Raw genomic sequence first — 223 nt, 5'->3', positions numbered from 1 at the left:
GCCCGACCTCGCCGGCATCTACGACCTGACGCTCCTGAACAAGGTCCTCAAGGCCGCCGGCAAGCCCGCGGTCTCCGACGCCGGCCTCGGCGTCAAGTAGTTCCGAACAGCACAGAAGTCGCATGTACGCATCCCAGGAGGTGACGACCATGGCCACCACACTCGCCAAGGCTGCCGAGGGCACGGTAGCGGAGCAGACCCACGCCGCCCGCATCGCGCACGT

The 223-nt window shown here is 67.7% G+C and carries 1 pseudogene; it reads left to right on the top strand.

The annotated features are described in order from the left end of the window. Window positions 1-140: 140 nt before the first annotated feature. Window positions 141-223: pseudogene (locus tag ADK52_RS44775) on the top strand (ABC transporter ATP-binding protein); the annotation flags it as partial.

The organism is Streptomyces sp. WM6372, from assembly GCF_001279655.1.
In the GTDB taxonomy this organism is placed as follows: domain Bacteria; phylum Actinomycetota; class Actinomycetes; order Streptomycetales; family Streptomycetaceae; genus Streptomyces.
This window is presented reverse-complemented; position numbering and strand designations above follow the sequence as displayed.